This is a genomic window from Spirosoma arcticum, from assembly GCF_054779955.1.
This window is the reverse complement of record NZ_BAAGXG010000004.1, coordinates 374,929-397,597: the sequence shown is the minus strand read 5'-3', so window position 1 is coordinate 397,597 and position 22,669 is coordinate 374,929. Positions and strand designations below refer to the sequence as shown.

The following is a 22,669-nucleotide window of genomic DNA, read 5'->3' as shown; positions in this document are numbered from 1 at the left end:
TATATTACTATACGCTATACCGTACAATGGAACTGATAACAAGGATTGAGACAGCGTGTCGTGGCTGTTTATCCATAAGAGCAAATTATGGCTGATTGTTACTTAGTTGACGTTTTACTATTATTTTTAGCTAAATGAGTATTAATCGAATAGAAATTGAGTGTCACTTACCCGACGCACCCATGAGTATAGTAAGGTGATTTTTGTTCAATTGCTTACTGCTTAGCGCTTATGCATGTGCACTAATTCGACTACCGCACTCGTAGCAATGCGGAGATTAAGCACTATATTCACCGCATACTATGCGGTGAATAGGTCATGTACATTTATCAAAGGCGAGGGTGGCCTGAATTTCATTGGGATAAAAACAGGCTGATTGACTCCCTGGCAAGCCTACGTCACAAACAGGGGGAATTAACCGGGTACATGGCCGCGCTTGGCTTCTCGCTTCGGTCGGAAGCCACATTGCAAACATTGACCCTTGATGTGCTGAAATCCAATGAGATTGAAGGTGAATTCCTCAATCCGGAGCAAGTTCGTTCGTCCATTGCCCGGCGACTGGGCATCGACACGTTCGGCTTAGTGCCGGTTGACCGAAACGTCGAAGGCGTTGTTGACGTGCTCTTCGATGCAACTCAAAACTTTACAGCTTCCTTAACTAAAGACCGCCTGTTCAACTGGCATGGAGCGTTGTTCCCAACTGGCCGAAGCGGTATGTACAAAATCACGGTCGCTGACTGGCGCACTTTCGAGACGGGACCGATGCAGGTTGTATCTGGTCCAATGGGAAAAGAACGGGTACATTTTCAGGCTCCCGATGCTTCAGCCCTCGACCATGAAATGCAGTTGTTTCTGGACTGGTTCGACCGTGATGAACCCGTTGATCCGGTAATCAAAGCCGCTATTGCTCATCTCTGGTTTGTCACGGTTCACCCATTCGACGACGGCAACGGACGCATTGCCCGGACGATTGCCGACATGCAACTGGCGCGGGCTGACAGAAGTGCTCAACGTTTTTACAGCATGTCGGCGCAAATCCGCATAGAACGAAACGCCTATTACGATGCACTCGAACGAACACAGCGCGGTGATCTGGACATTACGGACTGGTTAGACTGGTTTCTGAGTTGCTTAGACCGGGCGTTATCCGCGACAGAGGAAACCCTGGCCAGTGTCCTCAGAAAGGCCCGCTATTGGGAATGGCTGGCTACCAAAACCCTCAACGAGCGGCAGCGGCTCCTGCTGAACAAACTCCTGGACGGCTTCACCGGAAAACTCACCACCTCCAAGTGGGCCAAAATTGCCAAATGCTCTCAAGACACAGCCTTACGCGACATTCAGCAATTGGTTGAACAGGGCGTTTTGGTGAAGGAGGAGGCAGGCGGACGGAGTACGAATTATGGATTAGCTGAATTGAGTGAAAATTAGTAGTATGAATAGCAGAACTCACGTTTTCACCAATAATTTCAGACGAGTATTACGATAGATGTACGGATATTATCCACACATTGGAAATGGCCACATCCATTACGTACTGACCAACGTCATAAATTTCGCATGTTATATTAATTATAATTTTTTAAATTTAACTTTATTGAAAGTTGCTATATTTAACAATTAAATAAACTAATTATTTTATTTGATACGCTTATATCTACCTTCTATTGCGGCATTACAAATAGCGTTTTTAATATCAATAATGATAGATATAATTTCATCATATATAATTCTAAATTCTGCTTGCTCCATTCCTAAATATTGTCCATGAGCGATTTCGTTTCTATTCTTCAACAACTTGATATCTATCAGATTAGCTTTTAGTTCGTATCCTAAATAGTCTAATCCTATTGTTGATAATAGTTCCTTTAGTACATCTGAGCTCAGATTTGATTTAGTATCAATTATACCTTTATATGGCATAATTGATCTTTCTTCATCATTATTTAAAATGTACTTCAAAACTTGAGTATGAACTGTATTTTTATTTGTTAATAAACAAATATCTAATTCTTTCTTAAAAATAAGGGCTATAAATGACTCGCTTAATTCGGAGTTTTTTAATTTTCTATTACTAACAAAGTTTAGATAAAGTTCGGCAGAATTTTTAACAAATCCTTCCCAATGAGCATATAACATCAACAACCCGCTCCTAATAGTAGTCTCTATAATTTTTCCATTAGCCTTCTCAACTTGAGAAAGAATTATAGTCAGATCTTTCCTTCTCCAAGCAAAATCTGAATCGATTCTATCATTGAGATCTTCAACAGTTCTAACTTTCATAAAGAAAATATTTCTTCGCCAAGAGGAATAAAATAAGGCAATCTTGTACTTGCTCTGGTTCCACTCCCAGATCGATGAATAAATACCTTATTGAGCCACACGTTTTTTATCTTATTTACCAACTCACTATTATCTTTTGTTATAGAATCTTTTTGAATGTTTTTACCAATACCCGTAGCAATTACTTCGAAAGCAGAGATAGAGAAAGCTCCTAAAAAAATGTCTTTGTCATGAAAATACTTCTTAAATGCATTTTCTCCAAGTTGCTTTGCAAGCAAATCGAATGTTTGTTTAAAAATGTCACTCTCAATTTTCAGATCAAAGTTTTGTTGCCTCGCAAACTGAATCATTTTCACTGTTATGAAATCTCCAATATCTTTTATAGTGTTTATTTCTTGTACTGTAGAATTTTTATAGACGAAAAACCTCAAAGCTAATTCAACATCATACTGTTCTTCCTTTGCTCTATCTGTTAGCGGAAGACATAATTGAAAACTATGATAAGAGCTTATACCCTTCAACCATTTATAGAAATCAGGATTAATCATAACTAAAATACAATTTCTAATCTCCTGATCCTCTAATTTTGTTCCCCCAGTATTCAGACGTTGGAATAACTCAAACTTAGTGTCAGGATCACTTTCTTTTTGAATAATACTAACATCAAATCTAGCCCTTTTAAATAACAGACGTTGAACTTGGGTAAACGAATCATCTTCATTTTCCTCATTATGCCAGTACTTATTTTCTAACATCGGCAAATATTCTGTAGCTAACAATTTACTCGCTGGCAGTAATTTACCGTGCTCGTCTCTTAGTATCCCTGCGAACTCAAAAATTGTGGATAACCTTTGCAAACCATCTATCACATCCCAAATACCATTATCTCTTTGCGAGACAAAAACTGGTGGGATAGGAATTCCCAAAAGAATGGATTCTATTAACTTAGATTTTTGTATTGGCGTCCATCTAAAAAATCGTTGAAACTCGGGATGAATATCCATCTCTCCACCAGTGTATAAAGACATCAATTCCCCAATTGACATTGGATATGATTCAGTATGTATTTCTTTACGTCTAGTATCAATTTCTTCTTGCAACGACATGCTGTGGTAGAGATATAATCTCCGATTTACGGTTAATAAAAATATTAAATTTTACAGGAAAAGGAAAAAAAAGAAACAATTATTTATATTAGAAACTTACGTTCATACATAACCAAGTCTAATTGTTCTTCCGAATTAGTTCAAAAGATATATCTATAAAACTTACCTAAATTGATTCGACTGTAACTACAAATAGTAGCTACCCCTTCGCCCCAACTGTTTCCGCCTGCAACTTACCCTCCAGCACCGGTCGCACGTCTTTTGTCTTATTGATTTTAGCTCGGCTTCCTTCAAAGGCGACCGCCATACTGTCATCGCCAAAGCGGCAGGTGACCGTATCGTAGTGGGCGGTTTCGATGAAGCGCCATGTCATCACAAACGTGTTCGCGTCCTGCCAGGTGCCGCTGCCCGCTACGCGCGTTTTGGTTTCGCCGGGGATGGGCGTTTGGGTCAATTTTAGGGGCAGGGCCGAGAACGTCGTGTCACCTTCGACCCAGCGGTTCAGGCCGCACGTAATCTGATGGTCGCCCCGGTCGTCGCGGAGTTTGAAGATGCAGCCATCTTTACCAAACGTCAGCGAAGCCGATTTTGCCTTCAGCGTGTTTTCATCGAAACCATACTTGTTTCCGCTAATCTTGGCGGCAATGGGCGAGGTTGATTCTATCACCGGCGGAGCCAGCGCCAAGGTTCTTAATTTTTGTTTCAGCGGGTCGGCGGCTGTTTTGTCGGCCGATAGACCAGTCCCCCGTAGCGCGGGCAGCACGTGATTCCAGACGGCATCGAGAATGGCCTGCATATCCGCCGTTTCTGAGGTAATAGCCACAACGGCGTCTTCATTAGGAAGCACAATACAGTACTGCCCCATAGCTCCGTCGCCCCGGTAGGTGTCGTGGCGGCACCGCCAAAATTGGTAACCGTATCCTTGTAGCCAGTCGTTCTCTTCGGCTTTGCGTTTCCCACCTACCGACTGCACCTGTCTACGGGTAGCATCGGCAATCCAGGATTCTGGAATGAGCCGTTTGCCGTTCCAGATGCCTTTTTGCAGGTACAACTGCCCGAACTTGGCAATATCCTCGGTGCGGACGCGCAGTCCCCAACCGCCGGTATTGATGCCGTTTGGATCGACCTCCCAGTCAGCGCCCTCAATGCCCAGCGGGTCGAACAGGCGGGGTTTCAGGTAGGCGAGTACGGGTTGGCCGGTAAGTTTCTGCACAATGGCGGAGAGCATGTACGTTGCGCCACTGTTGTAAACGAAATGCGTTCCGGGTTTGTGCTCAACGGGATGCGCCAGAAACAGCTTGATCCAGTTTTTGTTGCCCTCCGCCCGCATCGTGAGGGTAGGTTCTTTGTCATGGCCGGTCGACATGGTCAGCAGATCTTTTACCCGCATAGCCGCCAGATTGTCGCTGACGGTTTCGGGCAGATCCGCTTTGAAGAACGAAACTACTTTGTCCTCAACCGTCAGTTTCCCTTCGGCCACCGCCATACCAACGGCCGTTGAGGTGAAGCTTTTGCTGAGTGAATACAGTGTGTGCTTGAGTTGGGGGGCGTACGGTGCCCACCAGCCCTCGGCTACGACCTGTCCGTGCCGAACGACCATCATACTGTGCAGATTCAGGTCTGCTTTTTCGACCGTGTTCACAAAATCCAGTAAACCACCCGACGCGACGCCCTGGGCCTGGGGTAAACTACGCGGCAGTTTGGTCGAACGGGCTGGCGCATCCCAGCCGGTCAGGGTCGTGGCTATTGTGAGACCAGCGGCACCAAAGCCCAGTTGTTTAAGGAAGAGTCGGCGGTTGAGATTGACCACGTTGGGTAAGGTTTAGGGTTCAAAATCAAAAGAATAGACCCTGCGGTTTATACCTGCGAACTACCAGCGGAATAAGCAGTCGCAAATTCGCGCATCACTACGAATCGATTGGATACAAGTCGTTTTTTCTCGTAATTCATCCGCACTAAACCTTACTCCACCTATGTCACTTTCCCGTCGCGCTTTTATGGTCAGTAGCGTGCTGACAGCCGCCACGCCCGCCCTGGCTCAAACCCAATTATTGACGTCAACAGCGCCCGCCCCCAAATCCCGGATCAAGCTGGGGCTTTCGTCCTACTCCTACTGGCATTTTAAAACGGCTAAGGTGGCTATTGAGACCGTCATCGACGAAGCGGCCCGGCTGGGTGTTGAGGGAGTCGACATTCTGCACCGCCAGATGGAAGGGGAAGACAATGCGTATTTGCAAAAATTGAAACGCCACGCTTTTCTCAACGGCGTTGATCTGATTTGCCTGTCGATTCACCAGGGGTTTGTGTACCCTGACCCGGCCGAACGGCAAAAAAACATTGACCACACCATTAAGGGAATCGAAATGGCGTATAAGCTGGGCATTCCGTGTTTACGGCTCAACACCGGACGCTGGAACACCATCAAATCGTTCGATGAGCTGATGGCGAAGCGGGGCATTGAACCGATTCTGGCCGGTCATACGGAAGACGAAGGCTTTAAATGGGTGATTGACTCCATTGAGAAATGCCTGCCGAAAGCGGCCGAGTGTGGCGTTATGCTGGCGCTCGAAAACCACTGGGGCCTGTCGTCAACGCCGGAGGGTTTATTACGCATCCGCAAAGCCATTGACTCGCCCTGGATGGGTGTGCTGATGGACACGGGCAATTTCCTCGAGAATCCGTACGATAAATTGGAGAAAGTGGCTCCGCACGCCAGTTTCGTACAGGCGAAAACCTACTACGGCGGGGGTGAATGGTACTCGCTGGATCTCGATTATAAGCGCATTTTTGGTATTCTGCGCGATGCCAACTACCAGGGTTACGTATCCATTGAGTTTGAAGGCAAAGAAGCCGCCGAATCAGGGGTTCGTAAAAGCGTCGACATGATGCGAAATGCCATGCTTAGCTAATGCGTAAGCGCTTATCATCCCTCCTGTCGCACCAGCAGACCGGTTGGGATAATAAGCGCTTGCCGTATATGGCCTTTCTTTTTAACGCGGGCCACGTGAACCACCGCGCCGTTCGGGAGTTGAACCCTGCGGAGCCTGCACTTGCTCACGGCTTCGCGGTTGGTAGTCGCCCGGCCGCTGCGTCTGGCTGTTGGCAGGCTGGCTTTGGCTACTTTCGCGCTGAACAGTCGGCTCCTGACGACGGTTGCCCCGGCTCCCCTGACTTTGCGGAAACGATTCCTGACGACTCGACTGCGGGTATATCTGACTGCGTTCCGGCTGAGGAGCAGGCTGGCCCGGCTGCGTTTGCGGCTCATAACGGGAACCCCGGCCCTGATTCAACGGCGATGACGGCCCGCGTGATTGATACCGTGGCGTTTCGACGGGTTGGTTATTACGCGGAGTTCCGTTGTACGTTTCCGGGTTGTTGCGTTGATTTCCGTTATACGTACCCCTGCTTGGTGTGTATTCAGGGCGCGAATAGTCGCGCTGGTTGTTGGAGTACCGATTACCGTCGCCCCGCGAACTCCGGTTCATATCGGGACGGTAGATGCCAACCGAGTTGTTCCGAACAGTGGTCCGACCCGGCCGACCAGCGTTTTCAATCCGATAAACGGGCACACTCCGGCGAGTAACGTACTCGATCTCTTCCCGACGTGGGCCATAGGCGTACGACCGGTTGTTAGACCGGTACACGTTATTGATAATGGTCGTATTCTGGTAGATGTTCACCACGCGCGGCCGGGGTACACAGTAGGTGTACAGGCGCGGACTGGTGATGTAGATCTGCGGCACGAACGTCCAGTAATTGTACGGGATGTTGACGCTCACGTTAATATTGATACCCGGACCCAGCGGTGCCCAGCCGTAGTAGCCACCCCCCGAACGCCACGACACCCAGGCGGGTCCCCAGTCGTTACCCGGCACCCACGCCCAGCCCCGATAACGATCCTGATACCAGCGACCGTAGTGGAACGGTGCCCAGCCCCACGCGTAATCCGAGACCCAGGTGTTACCGTATTCCGTTACGACCCAGTGCCCGTTGGTAGCGTAGGGCTGGAAACCCGGCTCTACGTTAGGAATCCAGACGCTTCCGTATTCGGGCGTCTGTACCCACTGACCGTAAGGCCCTAATTCGTTATAGAAACTCTGACCATCGGGCTGATCGTATCCGGGCTGATTGTAGCCAGGTTGGTCATACCGTTGATCGTAATTCGGCTGGTTGTAGTCCGGCTGTCCATAACCCGGTTGGCCGTACCCCGGCTGTGCCAACGTTGCGGTTGCGCCCGTTAGACCGAGCGTCATGCTGACCAATACTATCCAGAGCTTCTTTGCTGTTTCCATCACCTTGTATTTTGGGCTTTCAGTGATTAGATGCGCTCAGCAGGCAAACGTTTAATCGGGTTTTTAACCATCATTGCAAAGGTTATATCCACACTAATTATGCACTGAGTAGTTAGTCCGACTACAGATCTTAAGTGTTGACTCAGTGTCCTTACCCCGTTTTATGAGCCAGTTTAATGGGGGGAGGTCATAGGCAATTACGACGTTCATCAAATAGCATTGGTTATCCTTTTGTTGGACGAAATCTGCCAGTTGAGTAAACGGGGAGCCTGCACATATATAAACAGATACGTTGTGTAAAGAACACGCATCGCAACCTATACAGTAAGCTTGACGAGGGGTTATCGAGTTATTCTTGCCTGAAGGAAAATGAGCAGTAGTGTACGCTAATAATCACTACTTTTTCGTTCACACAGCGGTTGGCACGACAAGCTGGTTCCCAAGTCGGTTAGCAGCATCAGCGTCATGGGAAGGCAGATACACCAGAGGGTGTTGAGCCGCATAAGCCAATACCTGCTGATAACTCTGGCGAGCCTGGTGCTGATTGGCATTGCCCCCGGCCAGTTCGCCCCGCAGCAACTGTCCCTGATTGTACGACATATCGCCGGCGAACAAATAGTGCACATCGTCGGCCTGGAACAAGACGGAACTGTGGTGGTGGGTATGGCCCGGCGTGGCCACCAGTAACACATCGCCCGCATCGGTCAGCGGAGCCGACTGACTGAATCCAGCGATCTGATCCGTTTTGTAATCCACCAGATGGGGTTTAAACCAGGAAGGGTATAGTTCGGGCAGGTTACTGTAGGGACGCTCAAATTCCGGGCGGGCCACCACGATTTCGGTCTTTGGAAAATAACGCAGCCCATCGGTATGGTCTAAGTGCAGGTGCGTCATCACGACCCGGCGGATGCGGTCGGGCGTTATGCCCAACTGCACCAGTTGCCGGTCGATTTCCTGCTCCCGCCCGATAGCGAACCGAAATGCTTTTTTATTGACAAAGCGGTTAATTTTCCCCGTTTTGTCGAAATAATCCGGCTTAAGAACATCGCTGGTTTCACCGGTATCGATCACAAGTACGCCTTCGGGGTGCTCGATCACCCAAACCCAGATGGGCATAAATTCGGTGAAATGACTATCGAGCAGGATGTTTGCTTTACGAAACAATTCGCCCCCTTTTGCCCGGCGGAACGACTGAGTGACGGCCACGCTTCCAGTACTGATGGCGTGAATTTTGACCGGTTGCCCGTTTTTCAATACGGTTGTCGTATGCACGCTTTTTTCCGAGTGAGGTGAAGTAAGGGACATGGTCGGAGGATTGTACTTAGGTGAGCGAGGTGACTGGGCCATTACCCGTTGGGTAAGTTGGGTAGCTACCAGCGTGGCTGCTGCGTAGCGACCTGTTTGCTGCATGAATTCACGTCGTTGCATGGTCTGTCGAGTTATAGTTGATTGACAGACACAAAGGTGAGGTCAACGGCACACCCGTGCTTGAACGAACTGGCTATTCTTGGTTAGCAACGACGGAGGCAAGCCGAACATCCGGGTGAAAGTGCGGCTAAAATGAGCCGAATCACTAAAACCAGCCTGATGGGCTGCTTCGGTCAGGTTATACCCCCCGGTTAGTTGCTGAATGGCCAGCAACAGTCGCTCCCAGAGCACATACCGCCGAATGGGTATGCCTACCTGTTCCTTAAACAGATGCGCCAGCCGCCCCTCCGACAGGCAGACTGAGTCCGACAATTCAGCCAGTGGAATAGGTTTCCCAAGCGATTCTTTAAGCAGGGTCTGCGCCTGAACGATGCGGTCGTCAAGCGGAATCACAGCTACGGGTCCGGCCAGCGTATCGGTCAACTCCTGAAGCTGCCGGGCTAAACTTAGGCAGCTTACCGATCCGCCCAGCGTTTGCCTCAACGCCGTAACAAATGGGATCGTAACGGCATCAGGCAACGATACAAACGTTGATTGCTCCAAATAAGTAGCTTTCAGAAAGCGTGCCAGCCGGGTTTCTGGGTCAAGGTTCAGAAACAGGATGGTACTTTGGCTGGCTAAACATTCGTGAGGCTGATCGGAAGCAATCAATACGGCGGAGTGGTGTTGCCAGTCTTGTTGGGGCGTTCGAATCTGAAAGGGCTTATCCAGACTGACCACGACCTGCAGTGCATGATGATCGTGGGTATGCGTATCCAGCGCTGGGCCGATGTATAAAAACTGGCCGGGCCAGAAAAACAGGTAAGCCCCCGCAGAAACCGGATGCGTCGTCATGCAAATGTAGTGTCTGGCCGAAAATTGACGTGATGATGAAATTTTTTATAAAATTAGTACAACAAGTGTAAGGGTTTTTACACCCTAAATGTGTCTACCTGTATTCGCCAACTATTCTCATAAGTCGACGAAAGGGTTTAATCGTTCATACTATGCGGCAAACAGGTATCACACGGGTAGAATTGGCGGTTGCCCCCATTCCTTTTCATAGCATGGACGCTGCATCACCAGACGAATTGGCTGCGCCCGACAACGAGTTATTCATCCGTCGGGCTTTTGAGCAGGATGCCCGGCTGGGGTGCGAATTACTGTTCCGACGGTACTACGATGCCCTGTGCAGTCATGCCGGGCGATTCGTCTCATCCAGGGCCATTGCCGAGGATTTGGTAGCCGAAATTTTCTGCCAGTTCTACGCCGAAAAGGTGTTCCAACTTATCACTACCTCTTATCGGGCGTATCTCTACAAGACCGTCAGGCACCGGGCCTACAACTACCTGCGCCAGACGATTCGGCGTGACACCGGCCTGGAAGAAGCGCAGTATCAGGGTGTGTCAGACGCTCAGCAACCCGATGCCATCACCCAATACGAAGAGCTTTATCAGGATGTGGAGCAAGCCATTCAGACGTTGCCCATCCAGCGTCGGCGCATTTACCTGATGCACCATTTTGACGGGAAAAAGTACGCCCAAATCGCCGATGAACTGGGGCTATCCCCCCGCACGGTGGAGGTACAGATTCGCCGGGCCAGCCATCACCTGCGCGATTTGCTGAAAGATAAGTGGTTTATGGGGACGCTGTGGGTGATTACGCGCTATATCCTGTCCAGCGAATAAGGGGTTTCAACCAGTCTGTGTCATCCAGCTAACGACAACCGCTCCAGCGGGCCAACAATATGAACGAACACATCAATAAACAACGAATTTTCGACTACCTCGCTGGGAAAGCGACGGCCTTAGAGAAAAAACAGATTGATGAATGGAGCCGTGAATCCGCACACGAAGAACAGTTTTACCGCTGGCTCGATGAGTGGGAACAAGCACACCTGCAATACACTGCCGATCAACCAAAAGCATTCGGCCAGTACTACAATTTTTTGTACGCTAACCAGTCGGGTGCACCCAATCCGTTGCCAGCAGAAGAGGTTTCATCCCGGTCTATCAGGCTATTCGGTCGACGTAGCTGGCTGGTATGGGCCGTAGCCGCATCGCTGACGTTTATGGTAGGAGCATTCGCCTTCCGGGAGCAACTGCTGACCCGGACTTACGAAACCGCATACGGTGAGACACGATTGGTGAACTTACCCGATGGCAGTGCCGTGACGCTAAACAGCAACTCGTCCTTACGGATTCCACGCTTCGGCTTTGGTAAGCAGTGGTTTGGTGCGCCGTGGTTCGGCATTCCGACCCGCGAGGTACGACTGACAGGCGAAGCTTTGTTTTCCGTAACGCATACCACTACCAACCAGCAGTTTGTGGTCAAGACGGCCAACGGTCCCCAGGTGGTGGTGCTCGGTACTGAGTTTACGGTGTTTGCCCGGCCACGCGGCACAAAGGTGGTATTGAACCGGGGTAAAGTAGAAGTACATTATCAGCAATCGGATCGCCAGTCGAAACAGGTAACGATGAAGCCCGGTGATCTGGTCATGCTCACCCCGCAAGGCGAAATAAAGCACCGGCAGACCCACCAACCACCCGCCAATCCCGCCTGGACTGAACATCGTTTTGTATTTGACAAAACCCCATTGACGGAAATTGTGGCGATACTCGGTGAGAACTACGGCCTGACCGCTGAAATCGCTGATGCCGAAACCGGCCAAATGACGATTTCGGGGGCGTATTCAGCCCAGACCGCCGATGAACTGCTACGAATCATTGCCGAGGTGCTTAACATCGACATCGACCGTAAACCCAACAAACTTATCCTAACTCAAAAACCGCTTCAATAATGTATACGATGAAACGAAAACTACGCCGATTGCAAATAATTGGGCTGGTGGGCCTGACCTTACTCGGCCTGCCGGTCGGCTTATTAGCCAAAATCAGTGCGCAGCCCACCCGAACTCCGGCAAGGCTTACCACTATTCCTTCGGCCCGGCCGGACATGATCCGACAACTCGGTGAGGTGCTGAATGAACTGAAAGAGCAATATAAGGTCGATATTTTGTACGGCGACCGGCTCGTTCAGGGCCTCACAGTATCCGGCGACGCCCTGAACCCAAAGGCGACGCTGGAACAAAATTTACAGGCGGTGTTACGCGAAACCGGATTGCGTTATCGCAAGGCTAAAAACGGCACTTATCTGATTACCGGCCAGCGAACCGACCGCAGACTAACGACCAGTACAGATATAGGTCCCGATCAAACCATCAACTATACCGATGGAATTTTAGCGACCAATGTCACGGCCATGTCGGTGGCCTCGGTGCAACCAATGCTGTCGGCTCAGCCGCAGGAAGTCGCTGACGAAACCGTGACCGGACGTGTGACGGGCGAAACGAACGAGGGCTTACCTGGTGTAAGTGTGCTGGTGAAGGGAACCAATCGGGGAACTACCACCGATGCCACGGGCAACTATCGAATTGCCGTGCCCACACCGGACCGCAGCAACGGGGATGCCGGTCCGCCGGAGCGGGCCTCCCGACCGATTACGCTGGTGTTTAGTTTTGTGGGGTATGTATCCCAGGAAATAGCGGTAGGTAGACGTACTACAGTAAATATTAGCTTATTACCAGATGATAAAACCTTGAACGAAGTGGTCATCGTTGGCTACGGTCAAGTCAGGAAAAGCGACCTGACGGGGTCGGTAGCAACCGTTCCGGTGGGCGAAATCCGCAAGTTGGCCGTCACCTCGCTCGATCAGCAGTTGCAGGGCCGGGCCGCCGGGGTACAGATCACCCAGAACTCCGGCGCACCGGGAGGAGCAACAACCATCCGAATCCGGGGCGGCAACTCCATCCAGGGCGACAACGAACCGCTGTACGTCATCGACGGTGTGCCTTTCAAAAACGACCCCGGCACAGCGGCCAGCAATGGGGCGAACAGCGGGTCGAATTTCAACGTATTAAGTACGCTTAATCCAAACGACATTGAATCGATTTCTATTCTGAAAGATGCCTCGTCGACGGCCATTTACGGGTCGCGGGGGTCGAATGGTGTCGTGATTATCACCACTAAACGCGGTAAGGCGGGCAAGTCGACGATCAACTTCGATGCGTATTACGGCGTTCAGGATGTCCGGCGCAAATACCCGGTGCTCAATGGCCGCCAGTATGCTCAGTTTGTGAATGATGCCAACACCAACGAAGGCCGACCTGCCGTATATACCCCGGCCCAGGTGGATGCGTTTGGCGAGGGTACCGACTGGCAGAACGAAATTTTCCAGCAGGCACCCATCCAGAACTACCAGCTTTCGTTCAGCGGGGGCGACGAGCGTACCCAATACGCCATCGGGGGCGGCTACTTTAAACAGGGCGGTATTGTGACGAACTCCGACTTCGACCGCTACTCGTTCCGCATCAATTTAGACCGCAAGCTGACCAACCGCATCAAAATTGGCAACAGCCTGACCGTTAACCGCACCCTCACTAATCAGTCACGTACCGATGGCGACCTCGGCAGTACGGGTCAGGTGACCATAGCAGCCCTGCAGTTCCCACCCATCCTGCCCGTTTACAACCCTGATGGAACGTACCTGCTCGGTGCGTCGAATTTCACGGCTGATAATCCGGCTGCCCTGGCTCGCGGGAGCAAAAACCGCAATACGGCCTTCCGCACGTTTGGGAACGTGTTCGGCGATTACCAGATCATCGACGGGCTGAACCTGCGCGTCTTGCTGGGCATTGATGCCGTCCTGCAAAAACAGGATAGCTACCTGCCCCGCTCGGTGTCGAGCGGCCTGGCGCAGGGCGGATCCGCGTCTATTTTCAACAGTTCGGCAATCACCTGGCTCAACGAAAACCTGCTGACCTATACCCGCACATTTGGCACGGTACACAGCGTGGGGGCCTTAGTCGGATTCACCCAACAGGCCAACCGCACCGAATCGAGTGCCGCTGCCGCCCGTAGCTTCGTCAACGACAACCTCGGATCGAGCAACCTCGGTACTGCGTCAGTACCCTTAACGCCTTCATCGGGAGTACAAACCTGGGGATTGCAGTCGTATCTGGCCCGCATAAACTATGGCTACAAAGACCGATACCTATTCACGGCCAGTTTCCGGGCCGATGGTTCCTCGCGCTTCGGGGCCAACAAACGGTACGGCTATTTTCCATCGGCGGCTTTAGCCTGGCGGGTGAGCGAAGAAGCGTTCCTCAAAAACAACCGCGTGGTCAACGACCTGAAACTGCGGGCTACCTACGGGGCAACGGGCAACCAGGATGGCATCGGGAACTACCCGGCCTATTCGCTGCTGAGTACCCAGAACTACGTCTTTGGTAACGTTGTCTCGACCGGCATTGGCCCCAACCAGATTGCCAACCCCGATCTGTCATGGGAAACCACCACGCAGGCCGATCTGGGCGTGGACATCGGGCTGTTCAACAGCCGCATCACCATCACCGCCGATGCCTACCTGAAACGAACGAGCGACCTGCTGCTGAACGTGACGATACCCAACACGTCGGGCTACGGGAGTGCCATCAGGAACCTCGGTCAGGTCGAGAACAAGGGCGTTGAACTCAGCATTTCGTCGGTCAACGTGGCGGGCGGTCCGGCGATCCGGTCACCCTCCACCGGAGCGTTCCGGTGGGGTACGGACCTGAATCTGGCGGCCAACCGCAACAAGGTGCTGGACATCGGCGGTGCTCCCCAGATTTTTGCCGGACAGTTTGCGAATATTGGCGCTGTTTCCGGTACGGGGGTCATTCGGGTGGGTGAGCCACTGGGATCGTTCTTCGGCTACGTGACCGACGGTCTTTACCAGACGACGGATGAACTGACGGCCATTGCCGATCCGCAGTCCCGCAAACCCGGCGACCGCCGGTATGCCGACCTGAACGGGGACAAGAAAATCGACGACAACGACCGGGCCATCATTGGGCGGGCGCAGCCGAGGTTCATCGGCGGACTGAACAACACCTTCTCGTACAAAGGGGTGGAACTGACCGTGTTTTTTCAGGGCGTATACGGGAATGATATTCTGAATGCTAACCGCTTTGAGCTGGAATACCTGAACGCGACCACCAACCAGACGAGCGATGTCCTGAACCGCTGGACACCGACGAATACAAACACCGATATTCCCCGTGCTTCGACCACCCGACCGGCCAACCGGATTTCGACCCGGCAAATTGAAGATGGTTCGTATTTGCGGCTGAAAAACATCCAACTGGCGTATAACCTGCCCCAGTCGCTGCTGCGAACCCTGAAAATTCAGTCGTTACGGGTGTATGCCTCCGCGCAGAATTACCTGACGTTCACGAATTATTCGGGCTATGACCCCGAAGTAAATCGGTTTGGCCAGGACAGCCGGAGCCAGGGGTTCGACTATGCCAGCTACCCGGCCGCGAAAACGATTCTCTTCGGCCTGAACGTTGGTTTCTAACCCCTACTCCTGACAAAATCATGAAAAAGAACTTACTTCTTATTATTCTGCTTTTGAGTGGCTTAACCGCCTGCGAGGTGCTGGAGCAGACCCCCGAGGCCAGCTTTACCCCGGCCAATTTTTACCTTAATGCCGACGATGCCAAAGCGGCTCTCAGCACGGTTTATGATCCCCTGAACAACGCCAATCTGTACGGCCAGACCATGTGGATTATCAATGACCAGGCCACCGACGATGCCGAGTGGGGCAACGGTCGCTCAACGGCCAATCAGCCCAAAAACGACATTGATCGGTACACCTTTACGCCTGCCACCCCCACCTTTCAATTGCTTTGGGGTACGGTTTATCAGGCCATCAACCGGGCCAACACGGTTATTGCACGGGTGCCGGGCATTTCGATGGATGAAACGTTGAAAGCCCGCTATGTTGCCGAGGCCAAATTCATGCGGGGGTTTTATTACTTCACCCTCGTGCGGCTGTTCGGTGGCGTGCCTCTGCAATTAACTGAAACCACCTCACTGAACAACCTGACCATACCGCGTGCCTCTGCCGATGATGTGTATAAGCAGGTGATTCAGGACTTCACCGATGCCGAAGGGGTACTGCCGGTTTCATTCACCGGCATCGACCGGGGCCGGGCCACGAAGGGAGCGGCTAAAGCATTTCTGGCGAAAGTGTATCTGACGCGGGGCGAGTGGGCCAAAGCGTCGGCCAAAGCCAAAGAAGTCATTGATTTAGGCGTGTACGACCTGTGGGCCACGTTCAACGAAGCGTTTTTGGTAGCCAATAAAAATGGTAAAGAGGCTGTCTTTGAGATGCAGGCCTTGGGCGGGGGCGTTGGCGAAGGCAGCCTGATGCAGGGCTACATGCGCCCCAACTTCGACCGGGTCAACGGCGCAGCGGGCTTCGGCGACGATCCGGTTACCGAGAATCTGTATAAAACGTACCTGCCGACCGACAAACGGCGTGACGTGACGATAAGGATATACTCGGCTACCAGTACGCCCGCTGCCCCGGCCAGCGTTTTGTTTCCCGGCTACGTCTATAAGTACTTAGACCTGACGGCTACGGGCAATGGCGACGGGGCCAACAACTACCCGATTATCCGGTATCCTGACGTGCTGCTGATGTATGCCGAAGCTTTGAACGAACAGGCCGCCGGAAATGCCGATGCCTACGCCGTTGTGAACCGAATCCGTAGTCGGGCGGGTTTATCCGCGCTGGCTGGGCTGACCCAGGATCAGTTTCGCGATGCGGTGCTGCTGGAACGGCGGCTCGAACTGGCCTTTGAGGGTCACCGCTGGTACGACCTGGCTCGCACCAAACGGCTCGTGGCCGCCGTGAAAGCGCAGAACCCCAGCATTGTGGTGCAGGATCGGCATTATCTGTTTCCGATTCCGCAAACTGAGCGCGACGTAAACCCCGCGCTGGAGCAAAATCCGGGGTATTGAGTAAATGTAAATAGCCAGGTAGCGATAAAGGCTTGTTTACCAAAGGCACTATCGCTACCTGTTTTTTTAGGCTGATGGTAGCTTATCCTGAACCCAATTATGAAATATATCACATATCTCTTGTGTTTCATCGCGCTGTTCCCAGCCACACTTTTTGCCCAAAAAGCCGTGGTACGCCGGGCTGACGTGATCATTTACGGCGGTACGTCGGCGGCTGTGATTGCGGCCGTGCAGGTCAAAAAGATGGGCAAGTCCGTCATCATCGTCTCGCCCGATAAACACCTCGGTGGGCTGTCGTCGGGCGGGCTGGGTTATACCGACACGGGCAACAAGGAAGTGATCGGTGGGCTGTCGCGCGAGTTTTACAGTCGGCTTTACAGCCATTACCAGAAAGATGCGTCGTGGAACTGGGAGAAGCGCGAACAGTTCGGCAACAAAGGGCAGGGAACGCCCGCCATCGACGGAGCCAACCGCACGATGTGGATTTTTGAACCCCACGCGGCCGAACAGGTATTCGAGGACTTTGTGAAGGAATATAAACTAACCGTTTACCGCGACGAATGGCTCGACCGCTCGACCAAGGGGATTAGCAAAAAAGGCAACGTCATTCAGTCGTTCCGAACGCTGAACGGCCAGGTTTACCAGGGCAACATGTTCATCGACGCTACCTACGAGGGCGATCTGATGGCCCTTGCGGGGGTCAAGTACCACGTGGGCCGCGAAGCGAACAGCGTTTATGGCGAAACCCACAACGGTGTACAGGTCGGCGTGTTTCACCACAAACATTATTTTGAGAAGCCGGCGGCCGGCGATCCGGTCAGTCCGTACAAAATTCCCGACGATCAAAGGAGCGGTTTGCTGGCCGAAATTTCGACCGATCCCCCCGGCGAAAACGGCGCGGGCGACACCAAAATCCAGGCGTATTGCTTCAGAATGTGTTTGAGCAATCACCCCGACAACCGCATTCCGTTCGCCAAACCCGACGGTTACGACCCGGCCCGGTACGAACTGGCCGCCCGTGTGTTTGATACCGGCTGGCGCCAACACTTTACCAAGTTCGACCCGATTCCGAACCGAAAAACCGACACCAACAACAACGGGCCGTTCAGCACCGACTACATCGGCAAAAACTACGACTATCCCGAAGCCACCTACGAACGCCGACGCGCCATTATCCGCGACCACGAGCTGTACCAAAAGGGCTTGATGTATTTTTTACAGAACGATGCCCGCGTACCCGCCGATGTACACGACGCCATGCAGCAGTGGGGGCTGGCGAAAGACGAATTTACCGACAACGGCGGCTGGCCGCATCAGATTTACGTGCGCGAAGCCCGGCGGATGATTGGCGGATTTGTCATGAAAGAAAACGACGCGCTGGGCAAAACCGACGTACCTAACCCGGTTGGCATGGGTTCCTACGCCCTGGATTCGCACAACATTCAGCGGTTCGTCACCAAAGAGGGGTACGTACAAAACGAAGGCGATATTGGCGTAAAACCCGACAAGCCGTATTCAATTGCTTACGGGTCTATTTTGCCGAAAGAAGCCGAGTGTAACAACCTGCTGGTGCCAGTCTGTGTATCGAGTTCGCACATCGCCTACGGGTCGATCAGGATGGAGCCGGTGTTCATGATTCTGGGGCAATCGGCAGCGACGGCGGCTGTGCTGGCCATCGAAAACAAGGTATCTCCGCAGAAACTGCCTTACCAGAAACTACAGCAGGTATTGCTCCGGGATAAGCAGCGGTTAACGCTTTAGTGTATCAATCAACTGTATGAATTTAACGCTGTGAAAACATGATACGAACCAGTATCACCTTACTCCTTATTGCTCTCATTGGTTGTGGATTCGCGTTTGTGCGGATACAAAGTCGTAGTCAGGAATCAGCTTCTGGTACGTCGCTTTCTAAAACAGTAGCGCCCAATCCAACGAAGTTGCGACTCGTTCAGGACACCAAAGCGGGAACGATTGCTGTCTTCCGGGTCGGTGGCAAAACACCCATCGTCACCCAGGAGGCAAAGGCCGATTTCCGGCCCTATCTGCATCCCATCGTAGCCCCTGATGGCAAAGGCGTAGTCACCGAATACTCGCCGGGCCACCACAAACACCAGACCGGACTGTACTGGGGCTTTACGCGGGTCAACGGCCGCGATTATTTCCACCATCCACAGGGCGATTACTGGCGACGCGTCTCGGCAAAAGTGTTAACTGCCACCGGGCAGACCGTGAAGTGGCAGACCGTCTACGATTTGCTGGATTCGACCGGGGCCGCTGTCCTGACCGAAACCCAAACCTGGACTATACGCGAGGTGCAGAACAAATTCCTGCTCGATCTGGAATGGGAAGGTGAAGCCAAAACCGACGTTACTATCGCCAAACATGACTACGGCGGGCTGTTTCTCCGGATGCCCTGGAAACCGGGTATTAAAGGCGAAGTAATCAATGCGGCCCGGCAACGGAACGCCAACGCCGAAGGGCAACGGGCCATGTGGGTCGATGCCGGGATGCAGGTCGAAGGACGCGACGACCTGGCGCACGTCGCCATCTTCGACCACCCCGAAAACAAAGGGTATCCCCAAACCTGGCGCGTCGACGAGCAAATGGGCATTGGCCCGGCGCGGGCCAGAACCGGTGCCTGGACCATTAAAAAAGGTGATACCGAGGTTATTCGTCACGAGATAGTTGTCTATACCGGGACGCTCAATGACGTTGAACTAACCAAAACCTGGGGGGAGTACAGCGGGCAGAAATCTACGGGTGCTCTGTGGGGAATCGCGCGGCAGGAAGGGCTGGCGGCCAAATTTCTGCCGCCCGAAGAGGCCGTTAAAAGTATGACTATGATGCCTGGTTTCAAGGTCAACGTGTGGGCTTCTGAACCAATGATGACCCAGCCCATGGCCTTTTGCTGGGACGACCGGGGGCGGCTGTGGGTGGCCGAGAACCGGGACTATGAATCGCGGGGCTACGGCTTTTCAAAGGCGGGTAACAGCCGCATTCTGATTCTGGAAGACACCGACCACGACGGCGTGGCTGACAGCCGGAAAGTGTTTTTGGAAGGCATTGCGTTTCCGTCGGCCATGGCAGTGGGGTTCGACGGGCTTTTTCTGGGCGCTCCGCCTAACCTGCTGTTTATTCCCGACCGTAACCAGGATGATGTCGCCGACGAGAAAGATATTGAGGTCAGGCTCACGGGCTGGGGCATCCGCGACCGGCACGAAACGCTGAACAGTTTCCACTGGGGACCCGATGGCTGGCTCTACGGCCTCCAGGGGTTTGCCACGCCTTCCAAAGTTCGCAAGCCGACCGGTAAAGGTCGTTTGTACAAACACAACGATCCATTTCCAGAGGATATCCTTAACGGCGAGGGCGTAGATATCAACGGGGGGGTCTGGCGCTACCATCCCACCAAGGACCGCTTCGAGGTGGTAGCCCACGGCTTCAGTAATCCCTGGGGCATCGACTACGACGCCAAAGGCCAACTCCTCATGAGTGCCTGCGTCATTCCCCACCTGTGGCACGTAGTACCCGGCGGTATTTATCACCGGCAGGGCGGGCAGCATTTCAACCCGTACGTGTATAGCGACATCAAGACCATCACCGACCACAGCCACCGGTCGGCGCACGGGGGCGCGCGGGTCTACCTGTCCGATGCGTTTCCCAAAGCGCAGCAGGGTCGCCTGTTTATGGCTAACATTCACGAGCACGCCGTTTTATCGGACATTTTGGAGAAAAAAGGATCGGGCTTCGTGGGTCACCACGGTGATGAACTGCTGCTGGCCAACAACGCGCAGTGGGTTGGTTTCAGCATGGAGCTTGGCCCGGAGGGGGCACTGTACGTACTCGATTGGCACGATGCCGACATTTGCGGCAAAGAAGTGCTGAATAGCGAGACGGGGCGAATTTTTCGGATAACGCCCCAAACGTCAGGGGCCGAAAACTGGCCGGGCCGCTACTCGGATTTGGTCAAAATGACCGATGCTCAATTAGTTGACCTGCAAACCGTTGCGAGCGACTGGCACGCCCGCCGGGCACGGGGAATTCTGCAACATCGGGCGGCTAAAGGCACCCTGGATAAAGCCACCCACGAACGGCTGCGCAAAATTTTTGATGCCCAGCCTGGATCGGTCTGGCCTGGATTGGCGACTGGCAACGCTGACTGGCGGCTCCGGGCGATGTGGGCTTTACACGTCACCGGTGGTTTTGCAGAACCAATGGGGCTAAAATCCCTCAATGATAAAGATGAATACGTCCGGGCCTGGGCGATTCAATTGCTGTGCGAAGATCGTTCGCCCTCGGCCGAAGCGCAAACGGCTTTTGCCCGAATGGCCCGCGAGGATGCTTCGCCGGTGGTGCGTCTTTATTTGGCGTCGGCCCTGCAACGGCTGGAACCGGAGGCCCGCTGGAACATCGCCGGTGCGTTGCTCACGCACAGTAAAGACAGTGCTGACCACAATCTGCCGAAACTCATTTGGTTCGGCATTGAACCGCTCGTAAAAGCCAATCCGGGCAAGGCACTGGAATTGGCCACTCGCAGCCGGATTCCAATGGTTACACAGTTCATTGGTCGTCGGCTGGTCGATGCCGATGAGGTGAAGCGGTTAGTGAGCACCCTCGGCCTGCTTAAAACGTCTGGATCGCTGGTTCCGCTGCTGGAAGGACTACGGGATGGCCTGGAAGGACGTTCGGATATGACGGCTCCAGCCAACTGGCCCGCCGTTTATGCCAAACTCAAAGGGACTAACCCCCAAGTGGCCAAACTGGGCACGGAAATAGCGCAGCTATTTGGCGATACGCAGGCCGCCAAGCAGAATCTGGCAAAGCTGATCGACAAAAAGACTCCTGTGGAGCAGCGTCGTCAGGCACTGCGGGCCATGACAACCCAACAGCGAACTGAACTCTCCGACCTGCTGCCGGGCCTGCTCGATGAGTCGGCTCTGCGCCCCGATGCTATCCGGTCCATCGCCGGTTACGACAGCGACGCATTGGGTAAACTGCTGCTCACGCGCTACCCAACGTTCAGCCCGTCGGAGAAACTCCAAGCGGTGCAAACCCTGTCGTCACGACCCAAGTACGGCTGGCTGTTGACGCAGGCGCTGAAGACGGGCAGCATTACCAAACGTGATGTACCCAGCTATGCGGCCCGCCAATTGCTGCGGGTCGTCGGCAGTGGCTTCGTCGAAGTGTGGGGACCCATTGAAGGGGACGGCGTGGATGGAAAAGCATACGCCAAATACGGGCGGCTACTGAACGACAAAGCGCTGATGGCCGCTAACGTGCAGAAAGGCAAGGCACTTTTTACCCGGACGTGCGGCCCGTGCCACAAGATGTACGGGCAGGGCGGCATTATGGGGCCGGACCTGACGGGTGCTAATCGGGCCAGCGTGGAGTATCTGCTGAGCAACATTCTCAACCCCAGTGGTGAGATTCAGGACGATTATAAAATGGTCGTCGTGACCACCCGCGACGGGCGTACTTACACGGGAAATATCGCCGGGGAAAACGAGCGTCAGCTCAGGCTACGCGTGGTGGGGCAAGACGTGGTTGTGCTCAATAAATCCGACGTTCAGTCGCGGGAGGAAACGCCGGTTTCGATGATGCCGACGGGTTTGCTGGAGACGCTGACGGAGGGTGAAATTGTTGATCTGGTGGGGTTTTTACGCACAATAGAGCCAATAAAGACAGCGAAGAAATGAGCTAAACTTCAGGCTTCATTATCGATGCCTTTTTACGACAC

The 22,669-nt window shown here is 52.8% G+C and carries 14 protein-coding genes; 8 read left to right on the top strand and 6 right to left on the bottom strand.

Translation table 11 applies throughout. The features are described from left to right. The first annotated feature begins 318 nt into the window (after positions 1-318). A complete protein-coding gene (locus ACYVHB_RS11445) occupies positions 319-1,428 on the top strand; it encodes a Fic family protein (protein WP_461051860.1) in 1,110 nt (369 codons plus the stop codon). Positions 1,429-1,635: 207 nt separating this feature from the next. Here the strand turns inward: ACYVHB_RS11445 and ACYVHB_RS11440 are convergent, their stop codons facing one another. The 3 genes from ACYVHB_RS11440 to ACYVHB_RS11430 all read right to left on the bottom strand — a co-directional run bounded on the left by ACYVHB_RS11440 (position 1,636) and on the right by ACYVHB_RS11430 (position 5,196). Further along, a complete protein-coding gene (locus tag ACYVHB_RS11440; protein ID WP_461051859.1) occupies positions 1,636-2,280 on the bottom strand; it encodes an MAE_28990/MAE_18760 family HEPN-like nuclease in 645 nt (214 codons plus the stop codon). Beyond that, positions 2,277-3,380, bottom strand: coding sequence for a DUF262 domain-containing protein (locus ACYVHB_RS11435; RefSeq protein ID WP_461051858.1), 1,104 nt, complete (start codon positions 3,378-3,380; stop codon positions 2,277-2,279). Before ACYVHB_RS11435 ends, ACYVHB_RS11440 begins: the two co-directional genes overlap by 4 nt. 205 nt (positions 3,381-3,585) lie before the next feature. Continuing rightward, positions 3,586-5,196 (bottom strand): serine hydrolase domain-containing protein, encoded by a 1,611-nt coding sequence (locus ACYVHB_RS11430; RefSeq protein ID WP_461051857.1) that lies wholly within the window; start codon positions 5,194-5,196, stop codon positions 3,586-3,588. Between the two features lie 163 nt (positions 5,197-5,359). On the opposite strand from ACYVHB_RS11430, the gene ACYVHB_RS11425 reads away from it, so the two are divergent. After that, positions 5,360-6,295, top strand: a complete 936-nt coding sequence (locus ACYVHB_RS11425; protein ID WP_461051856.1) for a sugar phosphate isomerase/epimerase family protein — start codon at positions 5,360-5,362, stop codon at positions 6,293-6,295. Positions 6,296-6,376: 81 nt separating this feature from the next. Here ACYVHB_RS11425 and ACYVHB_RS11420 read toward each other — a convergent pair whose 3' ends face one another. The 3 genes from ACYVHB_RS11420 to ACYVHB_RS11410 form a co-directional block, all read right to left on the bottom strand. Beyond that, positions 6,377-7,678, bottom strand: coding sequence for a DUF6600 domain-containing protein (locus ACYVHB_RS11420; RefSeq protein ID WP_461051855.1), 1,302 nt, complete (start codon positions 7,676-7,678; stop codon positions 6,377-6,379). Between the two features lie 408 nt (positions 7,679-8,086). Then, a complete protein-coding gene (locus ACYVHB_RS11415) occupies positions 8,087-9,106 on the bottom strand; it encodes an N-acyl homoserine lactonase family protein (protein ID WP_461051854.1) in 1,020 nt (339 codons plus the stop codon). Between the two features lie 42 nt (positions 9,107-9,148). Beyond that, a complete protein-coding gene (locus ACYVHB_RS11410; protein ID WP_461051853.1) occupies positions 9,149-9,940 on the bottom strand; it encodes a helix-turn-helix transcriptional regulator in 792 nt (263 codons plus the stop codon). Positions 9,941-10,152: 212 nt separating this feature from the next. On the opposite strand from ACYVHB_RS11410, the gene ACYVHB_RS11405 reads away from it, so the two are divergent. The 6 genes from ACYVHB_RS11405 (at position 10,153) to ACYVHB_RS11380 (ending at position 22,628) form a co-directional block, all read left to right on the top strand. Then, positions 10,153-10,773, top strand: a complete 621-nt coding sequence (locus tag ACYVHB_RS11405) for a sigma-70 family RNA polymerase sigma factor (protein WP_461051852.1) — start codon at positions 10,153-10,155, stop codon at positions 10,771-10,773. 59 nt (positions 10,774-10,832) lie between these two features. Next, positions 10,833-11,885 (top strand): FecR family protein, encoded by a 1,053-nt coding sequence (locus ACYVHB_RS11400; RefSeq protein ID WP_461051851.1) that lies wholly within the window; start codon positions 10,833-10,835, stop codon positions 11,883-11,885. An 8-nt stretch (positions 11,886-11,893) separates the two neighbouring features. Further along, a complete protein-coding gene (locus ACYVHB_RS11395) occupies positions 11,894-15,481 on the top strand; it encodes a SusC/RagA family TonB-linked outer membrane protein (protein WP_461051850.1) in 3,588 nt (1,195 codons plus the stop codon). Positions 15,482-15,501: 20 nt separating this feature from the next. Further along, positions 15,502-16,932 (top strand): RagB/SusD family nutrient uptake outer membrane protein, encoded by a 1,431-nt coding sequence (locus ACYVHB_RS11390; RefSeq protein ID WP_461051849.1) that lies wholly within the window; start codon positions 15,502-15,504, stop codon positions 16,930-16,932. A gap of 99 nt (positions 16,933-17,031) precedes the next feature. Continuing rightward, positions 17,032-18,693, top strand: coding sequence for an FAD-dependent oxidoreductase (locus ACYVHB_RS11385; protein WP_461051848.1), 1,662 nt, complete (start codon positions 17,032-17,034; stop codon positions 18,691-18,693). Between the two features lie 38 nt (positions 18,694-18,731). Beyond that, positions 18,732-22,628 (top strand): PVC-type heme-binding CxxCH protein, encoded by a 3,897-nt coding sequence (locus ACYVHB_RS11380; protein ID WP_461051847.1) that lies wholly within the window; start codon positions 18,732-18,734, stop codon positions 22,626-22,628. Positions 22,629-22,669 lie beyond the last annotated feature (41 nt).

Excerpts from the sequence above, each read along its gene's own strand:
- ACYVHB_RS11415 (WP_461051854.1), bottom strand. The coding sequence starts at position 9,106 with ATGCAACGACGTGAATTCATGCAGCAAACAGGTCGCTACGCAGCAGCC.
- ACYVHB_RS11395 (WP_461051850.1), top strand. The coding sequence starts at position 11,894 with ATGAAACGAAAACTACGCCGATTGCAAATAATTGGGCTGGTGGGCCTG.
- ACYVHB_RS11410 (WP_461051853.1), bottom strand. The coding sequence starts at position 9,940 with ATGACGACGCATCCGGTTTCTGCGGGGGCTTACCTGTTTTTCTGGCCC.
- ACYVHB_RS11445 (WP_461051860.1), top strand. The coding sequence starts at position 319 with ATGTACATTTATCAAAGGCGAGGGTGGCCTGAATTTCATTGGGATAAA.
- ACYVHB_RS11390 (WP_461051849.1), top strand. The coding sequence starts at position 15,502 with ATGAAAAAGAACTTACTTCTTATTATTCTGCTTTTGAGTGGCTTAACC.
- ACYVHB_RS11440 (WP_461051859.1), bottom strand. The coding sequence starts at position 2,280 with ATGAAAGTTAGAACTGTTGAAGATCTCAATGATAGAATCGATTCAGAT.
- ACYVHB_RS11380 (WP_461051847.1), top strand. The coding sequence starts at position 18,732 with ATGATACGAACCAGTATCACCTTACTCCTTATTGCTCTCATTGGTTGT.
- ACYVHB_RS11420 (WP_461051855.1), bottom strand. The coding sequence starts at position 7,678 with ATGGAAACAGCAAAGAAGCTCTGGATAGTATTGGTCAGCATGACGCTC.
- ACYVHB_RS11385 (WP_461051848.1), top strand. The coding sequence starts at position 17,032 with ATGAAATATATCACATATCTCTTGTGTTTCATCGCGCTGTTCCCAGCC.
- ACYVHB_RS11425 (WP_461051856.1), top strand. The coding sequence starts at position 5,360 with ATGTCACTTTCCCGTCGCGCTTTTATGGTCAGTAGCGTGCTGACAGCC.
- ACYVHB_RS11405 (WP_461051852.1), top strand. The coding sequence starts at position 10,153 with ATGGACGCTGCATCACCAGACGAATTGGCTGCGCCCGACAACGAGTTA.
- ACYVHB_RS11400 (WP_461051851.1), top strand. The coding sequence starts at position 10,833 with ATGAACGAACACATCAATAAACAACGAATTTTCGACTACCTCGCTGGG.